Genomic DNA, 8,531 nt, shown 5'->3' with positions numbered 1-8,531 from the left:
GTGAGTTCCTGACGGTGATCAAGAAGACGAAGAGCGCGCCGTGGGCGCTGGCCGGTGGCGCGCAGCCGGAGCCGAACCAGGTGGTCATGTTCCCGGGCACCGACCGCGAGCATCGGGTGAGCACCCGGCGCACGGTGGTCGCGGTGGGGGACCGGGTGACGTTGCTGACCGCCGGCGGCGGTGGGCACGGCGACGTGCGCGGCCGCGACCCGGAGGCGGTTCGGCGGGACGTGGCCGAGGGCTACGTCTCGCCGGCGGCGGCCCGGGACGTCTACGGGGTGGACGTCGATGGGTAGGCCGACGGTCGACGGGGCCACCGTCGAGGTGGTCCGCAGCCACCTCGTCTCGGCCGCCGAGGAGATGCGGGCCGCGCTGGTGCGCACCGCGTTCAACCCGGTGATCTACGAGGTGTACGACTTCGGCATCTCCCTCTACGACCGGCACCTGCGGCTGGTCGCGGAGTCGACCGGGCTGTCCCGCTTCCTCGGGGCCAACGACTANTGGAGTACGTGGGTCGGGAGAACCTGCACCGCGGCGACGTGGTGCTGCTCAACTATCCGTACTGGAACGCGGCGCACACCTACGACGCGACCATGTTCGCGCCGGTCGTGCTGCCGGGCAGCGAGGAGTTGGTCGGCTTCCTGTGCATCCGCGCGCACTGGATGGACCTGGGCGCCAAGGACCCCGGTTACGTGCTCGACTCCACCGACATGCACCAGGAGGGGATCGTCTTCCCCGGCACGAAGGTGTACGCCCGGGGCGAGCCGGTGCCCGAGATCCACGAGCTGATCCGCTTCAACTCGCGCATGCCGGACCTCGTCATCGGTGACCTGAACGCGCAGATCGCCGCGCTGCGTACCGGTGAGCGGCGGATGGTCGAGCTGTACCGCGACCACGGGCCGGCGGTGGTGGACGCGGTGGTCGACCGGGTCATCGGCGTCGCCGCCGAACGTGCCGCCGAGGCGGTGGCCGCGCTGCCGCAGGGTAGCTGGACCGCCGAGGACTGGCTCGACGACGACGGCGTCTCCGAGGACCCGATCCGGATGCGGGTCACCGTCACGATCGCCGACGGCGAGTTCACCGTGGACTTCGCCGGGTCGTCGCCCGCGGTGCCCGGCCCGGTGAACCTGCCGCTGGGCGCCACCATCGCCACCTGCCGGGTCGCGTTCAAGGGCGTCACCACCCCCGACGAGCAGACCAACGCCGGGCACTTCGCGCCGCTGCGGGTACGCGCCGAACCCGGTTCGCTGTTCCACGCCCGGTATCCGGCCGCCACGTTCACCCAGTGGACCGGCACGGTCGCGCTGGAGCTGATCCTCAAGGCGCTGGCGCAGGGCATGCCGGACCGGTTGGCCGCCTCCTCCGGCGGGGACGTGCCGGGGTTCATGATGGTCGGCCGGCACCCGGACACCGGCGACCTGTTCGCCGTCAGCAACAACGACCCGGTCGGCTGGGGCGGCACGCCCCGGCACGACGGGATCGGACCGGCGAACCACCTCTGCCAGACGCAGGCGCGCAACACGCCCGTCGAGGTGCTGGAGGCCAAGACGGGCATGTTCGTCGAGCGGGTGGAGATCCGTGCCGACTCCGGTGGCGCGGGCCGGTACCGGGGTNGTGAGTTCCTGACGGTGATCAAGAAGACGAAGAGCGCGCCGTGGGCGCTGGCCGGCGGTGCGCGACCGGAGCCGAACCAGGTGATCGTCTTTCCCGGCACGGAACGGGAGCACCGGGTGAGCACCAGGCGCACGGTGGTCGCGGTGGGGGACCGGGTGACGTTGCTGACCGCCGGTGGCGGCGGGCACGGCGACCCGGGGTCGAGGGATCCGGAGGCGGTACGGCGGGACGTGGCCGAGGGCTACGTCTCCGCGCGGGCAGCCCGAGACGTCTATGGAGTGATCGAGTGAGCGCCGCCTTCTCGCCCGAACCGTCGAGCCTGCTGCTCGGCAACTGCACCGTGCTGGACGCCCGCGTGGTGGCCGGCATGACGCCCGTGACCGGGGCCGGGGTGTGGGTCCGCGACGACCGGATCGCCGCCGTCGGGCCGTACCCCGAGGTGGCCGCGCAGGCGCGGGCCGCGGGCCGGCCGACCGAGGTGGACCTCGACGGGGCCTACCTGACGCCCGGCCTGGTCAACATGCACACCCACTTCTCGCTGTCGCTGCCCGGCTCCGGCGGCGACGACGTCAAGGGAATGGGCCCGTACGACCTGGCCCACTACATGGCCGACGGGGCGCGGCGCACGCTGCACTCCGGCGTGACCACGGTGCGCTGCGTGGCGGAGAAGGACCACGCCGACTTCGCGTTGCGACGCGCGATCACCGCCGGCCGCGTCGCCGGCCCGCGCATCTACACCGCCGGCCGGGCGCTGGTCTGCACCGGCGGGCACGGCCACGAGAGCAACGACACCCTGGAATGCGACGGCCCGGTGGGGTTCCGCCGGGGCGTGCGCAGCCAGATCAAGGCCGGCGCGGACCTGATCAAGGTGATGATCTCGGGCGGCATCGCCGGTGAGCACGAGAGCATCCACACGCCCCAGCTCTTCGCCGACGAGATGACCGCGGTGATCGAGACCGCGCACGCGTGGGGCCGGAAGGTGACCGCGCACGCCGGGCCCGCCGAGGTGATCGGCGCGGCCGTGGAGCTGGGACTGGACTGTGTGGAGCACGGCTACCAGCTCACCCCGCAGGTCGCGGCGCGAATGGCCGAGCGCGGCACCGCGCTCGTGCCGACGTTGCTGGTCACCCGCTGCAAGGAGTTCTTCGACGAGCTGGGCGTGCCGGAGTGGATGCAGTGCCGCTCGCTCGGCGCCGGTCCCCGGCACCTGGAGAGCTTCGACATGGCCCTCGCCGCCGGGGTGGAGGTGCTGCTCGGCAGCGACATGCCCCCGTTCTGGCGGTTCGAGGGCACCACCGCGTCGATCCGCGAGCTGGAGTACATGTCCGAGCGGATCGGCGCCGCGCGGGCCATCCACGCCGGCACGCTCGGCCCGATCCGGTGGCTCGGCGCGGAGTCCGACCTCGGCACCGTCGAGGCCGGCAAGCTGGCCGACCTGATCGCCACGGACGCCGACCCGCTGGCCGACACATCGGCGTTCCGGGACGTGTGGTGGGTGATGAAGGGCGGGCGGATCGCCCGCGACGACCGTAACCAGGAGGAGACGCGATGACGTTCGCGGAGGCGGGCGCGGCGGAGATCGCCGCCGGCATCGATGACATGTACGCCGCGTTCCTCGCCGGGGACACGCGGCGGTTCGACACCCACCTGCACCCCGAGGTGACCACCTGGGAGACGCACCTGCCCGGACCGCTGCGGACCCGGGCCGAGCTGGACGACTACCGCGCCCGGCGGGACGCCTCCGGTCAGCGGCCCCGGCTGGCGGTGCTCGCCGCGCGCGACAAGCGCATCGACGTCTGGGGCGACGCCGGCGTCGCCCGGTACGTGCTGGTCGCGCAGCTCGGGCCGGACGACGAGCCGGAGCTGACCCGGGTCACCGACGTGGTCCGCCGGCTCGACGGCCGCTGGGTGATCGTGCACCACCACGCCGAGCTGGTGCGGGACCCGGTGGGCGCGGCATGATCCGCCGGCTGGTCGCCGAGCGCACCGGTGAGCCGGCGGACGTGCTCTCGGTCGCCGACCTGCCCGACGACCCGCCGCCCGGCCCCGGCCAGGTGCGCCTCGCGGTGCGTACGGTGGGTCTCAACTTCCTCGACGTGATGCTGTGCCGGGGCGAGTACCCGGTGCGGCCGGACCCGCCGATGACGCCCGGGGTGGAGGCCGCCGGGCGGGTCGTCGCCGCCGGCGACGGCGCCGGCCACCTGCTGGGCCAGGAGGTGCTGGCCTGCCCGGCGCTGCCGCGCGGCGCACTCGGCACCACCGTGACGGTGGACGCCGCCGTGGTCGTGCCGCGACCGTCCACCGTCGACCCGGTGACCGCGGCGGCGCTGCCGGTCACCTACCAGACAGCCTGGTTCGCGCTGGAACGGGCCGGCGTCACCGCCGGGCAGACCGTCCTGGTGCACGCCGGCGCGGGCGGTGTCGGCATCGCCGTCATCCAACTCGCGGTCGCCCGCGGCACCCGGGTCCTCGCCACCGCCGGCGGCCCGGCCAAGACGGCGATCTGCCGCGACCACGGCGCCGAGGTGGCCGTCGACTACACGGCGGAGGACTTCGTGGCCGCCGTGCGCGAGGCGACCGCCGGCCGGGGCGTGGACGTCGTGGTGGACCCGGTGGGCGGCGACGTGTTCGCCCGCTCCTGGGACTGCCTCGCCTTCGAGGGCCGCCTGGTGGCGGTCGGCGCGGCCGGCGGCGCGCCGCCGGCGGTCGACCCGCTGCGGCTGATGGCGGCGAACGCGACGCTCGTCGGCCTCTCCTGGGGCTCGCAGTACCCGTGGCAGCGCCCGGCCGCGGTCGAGTCCGCCTACCAGGAACTGTTCGACATGTGCGCCTCCGGCGCGGTCCGGCCGCCGGTCAGCCGCGTCGTGTCGCTGGACGAGGCGCCCGCGGCGCTCACCGAGCTGGCCCGACGCCGGACCACCGGCAAGATCATCGTACGGATCGACGAAGGGGAGGGGCCGTGAGCGACGACGCGGACGGCGACATGGAGATCTACGACCTCAGGGTGACCGTCGACCGGATCGAGGGCCGGTCGGTGTGCGGCATGGCCGTCGGCGACCACTTCGAGCTGACGAACAGCGCCCACCTGCGGCTGCCCGACGGACAGCACTTCTGCGTGTACGCGCTCGCCTCGGTGCTGCCCTTCCTCGCCGCGAAGCAGCGCGACCTGGCGGCGGGGGACTGGCTGGCCCAGGACTCCCACTTCGTCTGCCCCGACCCGGAGGAGCGGCTCGTCATGAAGGTGGAACGCACCTGCCGACGACGGATGAACTCGGCGGACCTGACGTGACCGTCGAGATCGGCCTCGGCCTGCAGAGCGACAAGCCCGCCGGCGCCTACGCCCGGCTGGCCCGCGCCGCCGAGTCGCACGGCTTCGACGTGCTCACCGTCTTCGGCGACCTGATGTACCAGCCGCCGATCTTCCCGCTGCTGGAGATGGCACAGGCGACCGACCGGGTACGCCTCGGCGCGGCCTGCCTGAACCCGTACTCGATGGCCCCGTACGAGATCGCCGGTCAGCTCGCCGCGCTGGACCTGGCCTCGCACGGACGGGCGTACCTGGGGCTGGCCCGGGGGACCTGGCTCGGCGCGGTCGGCCTGCCGCAGCCCCGACCGCTGGCCGCGATCGAGGAGTCCGCCGAGGTCGTCTACCGCCTGCTGCGTGGCGACCGGAGCGGGTTCAGCGGCCGGGTCTTCTCGCTGGCGGCCGGCACCGCCCTGCGCTACGCCGTGCACCGGCCCGACCCGCCGCTGCTGCTCGGTGCGTGGGGCCCGCGGGGCGCGGCGCTGGCCGGCCGCGTCGCCGACGAGATCAAGGTGGGCGGCAGCGCCAACCCCGACATGGTGCCGGTGATCCGCGAGCGGCTCCGCGCCGGCGCGGAGAAGGCCGGTCGGGACGTCGCCGACGTCGGCATCGTGCTCGGCGCGGTGACCGTGGTGGACACCGACGGCGAGGCGGCCCGGGCGAAGGCCCGCACCGAGGTGGCGATGTACCTGGCGGTGGTGGCGGAGCTGGACCCGACCGTCGTGCTCCCCGACGACCTGGTGAAGCGGGTCGGCGACCTGGTCGACGCGGGCGAGGACGAGGCGGCGGGCCGGTTGGTCCCGGACGACGTGCTGGACCGCTTCGCCTTCTCCGGCACTCCGGAGCAGGTCGCCGCGCAGGCGCAGGCGCTCATCGACGCCGGTGTCCGCCGGGTCGAGTTCGGCACGCCGCACGGCCTCACCGACGAGCGCGGCGTGGACCTGCTCGGCTCCGCCGTCCTGCCCCTGCTGCGCAGGTGAGCCCGGTGCTGCTCACCGTCGTGGTCGGTCCCGGCCTGGTGGCCGACCCCGAGCTGCTGGCGTCGCTGGTCACCGCCACCTGCGTCGAGATGGACGTCACCGGCGAGGTGGTGACCGCCGCGTCGGCCGACGAACTGCGGTCGCTGCTCGCCGTGCCGGACCGGCCGGTGGTGGTGCTGCCCGGCCCCACCGCGGCGGCCCGCGCGCTGATCGGCGCGCAGCCCCCGCACGCGGTCTGGTACGACCTCACCGTCGAGCCGCCGGTCCCCGGCGCGGTGCACCTGGCCGGCCGGGGGCTGTGGGGCGTGGCGTGGGCGCTCCGGCACGCCGTGCACCGCTTCCGCACCCCCGCGACCCGGGTGGCCTACGGCCGTCATCCGGAACAGTGGGGCGACCTGCGGCTGCCGTCGGCCCCACCCGACGCGCCCGCGCCGGTCGCGGTGCTGCTGCACGGCGGCTTCTGGCGGTCGATCTGGGGCGCGGACCTGATGGACGCCCTCGCCGTCGACCTGACCGGGCGTGGCTACGCGTCCTGGAACCTGGAGTACCGCCGCCCGGACCGGCACGGCTGGGACGCGACCACGCAGGACGTCGAGGCGGGCCTCACCGCGCTGCGCGACCTCGCCCACGACCGGCCGCTGGACCTGGCGCGGATCGTGGTCCTGGGCCACTCGGCCGGCGGGCAGCTCGCCCTGCGGGCCGCGGCTGACCTCGCCGGCAGGGCGGGCGGGCCCCGGGTCGCCCTGGCGGTGTCGCTGGCCGGCGTGCTCGACCTCACCGAGGGCGAGCGGCGCTACCTCGGCGACGGTGCGATCGCCGCGGCCCTGGGCGGGTCACCGGCCACGGTGTCCCGACGGTACGCCGGGAGCGACCCGATGCTCCGGCTGCCGATCGGCGTGCCGACGCTGCTCGTGCAGGGGACGGAGGACAGCCTCGACCTGGTCGACGGCAACCGCCGGTACGCCGCGACGGCCCGCGACGCGGGCGACGACGTGCGGTACCTCGAACAGTCGGGTGACCACTTCGCCGTCATCGACCCCGGGTCGGACATCTGGCGGGCCNGGGGGGGGGTCGGTGGCCTCAGAACAGGCGGGGCGTGACGACCGAGACCACCGTCGTCACCGCGTCGGTGTCGTTGTACATCTGGTGCGGCACCGACGAGCGCAGGTGCACGCTGTCGCCCGGACACAGCCGGTGCTCCACGCCCTCGACCTCGTAGAGCAGCTCACCGGAGATGACGTAGGCGAACTCCTCGCCCCGGTGGCCGTACGCGGTCTCCCGCCGCCCGCCGGGCGCGATGTGCACCAGCATCGGCTCCAGCACCAGGTCCGGCCCCCGGTCGGAGAGCATGCGGTAGGTCTGCTGCCCGGACACGTACTGCGTGGCCGCCGTCTCCGCCCTGGTCAGCGTGAAGTGCCGGGGAAGCGGGGAGACGTCGCTGGCCGGCGTGCCGGTGCCGGCGTCGAAGAAGTCGGCCACCGAGCGGTCCAGCGCCTTGGCGACGCTGCCCAACGCGGTCAGGCCGATCGAGGAGATGCCGCGCTCGACCTGGGACAGGAAGCCGATCGACAGGCCGGAGCGGGCGGCGAGGCCGCGCAGGGTGAGCCCGCGCTCCGTGCGGTACCGCCGGATGCGGGCCCCGACCACGCCGGCCGGGGTGCTCTCGTCCACGGCACCACCGGTGCCGGCCGGCTGCGGCTGAGTGTCCATGGACCGCACGAGGACCTCCTTCGAGGTGGCGGGGAGTCCGCCCGAGATGTTCGATGGTATCGAACAGGCCCGCGGGTGTGCGAGGGGTGGCCGGCCGCAGTTCCGCTCGCCGCCGGTCATCCGGGTGGTGACGGTGCTCGCGCGATACGTGAGGATGTGGCCATGAGTTCCGGCGGTTCTCCCCCGAATCACCGTTACCTGCTCGACAACGCCCGGGTGGAGGCGGGCGAGCGGTTCACCTGGCTGGCCGAGCTGTTCGACGGTGTCACGAGTGGACACTTCGACCGGCTCGGCGTGCGGGCCGGCTGGCGATGCTGGGAGGTCGGCGCGGGCGGCCCCAGCGTGCCCGAGGCGCTCGCCACGGCCGTCGGACCAACCGGATACGTGCTGGCCACGGACATCGATCCAACCTGGTTGGGCCGCCACGGCGGGTACGAGGTGCGCCGACACGACATCGTCGGGGACCCGCCGCCGCAGCCGGGCACGTTCGACCTGGTGCACGCGCGGCTCGTACTCGTCCATGTGCCCGACCGGGCGCGGGCGTTGGCGGCGATGGTGGCGGCGCTGCGGCCCGGTGGTTGGTTGGTGGTGGAGGACGCCGACACCGAGTTGCAGCCGCTGGCCTGCCTCGACGAGGCCGGCCCAGCGCAGCGGCGGGCCAACCGGTTGCGCGGCGCCGTCCGGGAGTTGATGACCCGCCGCGGCGCCGATCTGCGCTACGGCCGTACGCTGCTGCGGGCGTTGCGTGCGGCGGGCCTGGTCGACGTGGCGGCCGCCGGCTGCTTCCCGGTCGGCGGGGTGGCCTGCGCCCGGCTGGAGGCCGCGACGGTGCGCATGGTTCGCGCCGAGTTGCTCGCCGCGGGGCTGGTCGACGACGTCGAGATCGACGCGCACCTGGCCGCCGTCGATGCCGGCGAGCTCGC

The 8,531-nt window shown here is 74.3% G+C and carries 10 protein-coding genes and 1 pseudogene; 10 read left to right on the top strand and 1 reads right to left on the bottom strand.

What is annotated here, in order from left to right; genetic code table 11:
* The 9 genes and pseudogenes from B1205_RS31610 to B1205_RS15555 form a co-directional block, all read left to right on the top strand.
* Positions 1-296: hydantoinase B/oxoprolinase family protein (locus tag B1205_RS31610; RefSeq protein ID WP_254909975.1), on the top strand; the 296-nt coding region annotated here is incomplete at its 5' end.
* A pseudogene (locus tag B1205_RS32990) lies at positions 289-441 on the top strand (hydantoinase B/oxoprolinase family protein); the annotation flags it as partial. The gene B1205_RS31610 and the pseudogene B1205_RS32990, both read left to right, overlap by 8 nt.
* 68 nt (positions 442-509) lie before the next feature.
* Complete coding sequence (locus tag B1205_RS15585) at positions 510-1,904, top strand: hydantoinase B/oxoprolinase family protein (RefSeq protein ID WP_254909974.1); 1,395 nt, start codon at positions 510-512, stop codon at positions 1,902-1,904.
* Complete coding sequence (locus tag B1205_RS15580) at positions 1,901-3,166, top strand: amidohydrolase family protein (RefSeq protein WP_089156277.1); 1,266 nt, start codon at positions 1,901-1,903, stop codon at positions 3,164-3,166. Before B1205_RS15585 ends, B1205_RS15580 begins: the two co-directional genes overlap by 4 nt.
* On the top strand, positions 3,163-3,576 hold the full coding sequence (locus B1205_RS15575) for a nuclear transport factor 2 family protein (protein WP_089156276.1): 414 nt from the start codon (positions 3,163-3,165) through the stop codon (positions 3,574-3,576). Before B1205_RS15580 ends, B1205_RS15575 begins: the two co-directional genes overlap by 4 nt.
* On the top strand, positions 3,573-4,577 hold the full coding sequence (locus B1205_RS15570) for a zinc-binding dehydrogenase (protein ID WP_089156275.1): 1,005 nt from the start codon (positions 3,573-3,575) through the stop codon (positions 4,575-4,577). Before B1205_RS15575 ends, B1205_RS15570 begins: the two co-directional genes overlap by 4 nt.
* Positions 4,574-4,903 (top strand): TIGR04076 family protein, encoded by a 330-nt coding sequence (locus B1205_RS15565; protein ID WP_089156274.1) that lies wholly within the window; start codon positions 4,574-4,576, stop codon positions 4,901-4,903. The genes B1205_RS15570 and B1205_RS15565 overlap by 4 nt, the downstream gene beginning before the upstream one ends.
* A complete protein-coding gene (locus B1205_RS15560) occupies positions 4,900-5,898 on the top strand; it encodes an LLM class flavin-dependent oxidoreductase (protein ID WP_089156273.1) in 999 nt (332 codons plus the stop codon). Before B1205_RS15565 ends, B1205_RS15560 begins: the two co-directional genes overlap by 4 nt.
* 89 nt (positions 5,899-5,987) lie before the next feature.
* Positions 5,988-6,998, top strand: coding sequence for an alpha/beta hydrolase (locus tag B1205_RS15555; protein ID WP_441338505.1), 1,011 nt, complete (start codon positions 5,988-5,990; stop codon positions 6,996-6,998).
* Here B1205_RS15555 and B1205_RS15550 read toward each other — a convergent pair.
* Positions 6,979-7,608 (bottom strand): helix-turn-helix domain-containing protein, encoded by a 630-nt coding sequence (locus B1205_RS15550; RefSeq protein WP_254909996.1) that lies wholly within the window; start codon positions 7,606-7,608, stop codon positions 6,979-6,981. The genes B1205_RS15555 and B1205_RS15550 overlap by 20 nt on opposite strands.
* A 162-nt stretch (positions 7,609-7,770) precedes the next feature.
* On the opposite strand from B1205_RS15550, the gene B1205_RS15545 reads away from it, so the two are divergent.
* On the top strand, positions 7,771-8,531 hold a 761-nt coding region (locus tag B1205_RS15545; protein WP_089156270.1), incomplete at its 3' end, for a methyltransferase domain-containing protein.

Source organism: Micromonospora sp. NBS 11-29 (genome assembly GCF_002140155.1).
Taxonomy (GTDB): domain Bacteria; phylum Actinomycetota; class Actinomycetes; order Mycobacteriales; family Micromonosporaceae; genus Micromonospora.
Note: the sequence above shows the minus strand (reverse complement) of the source record. Positions and strands in the feature narration are given on the sequence as shown.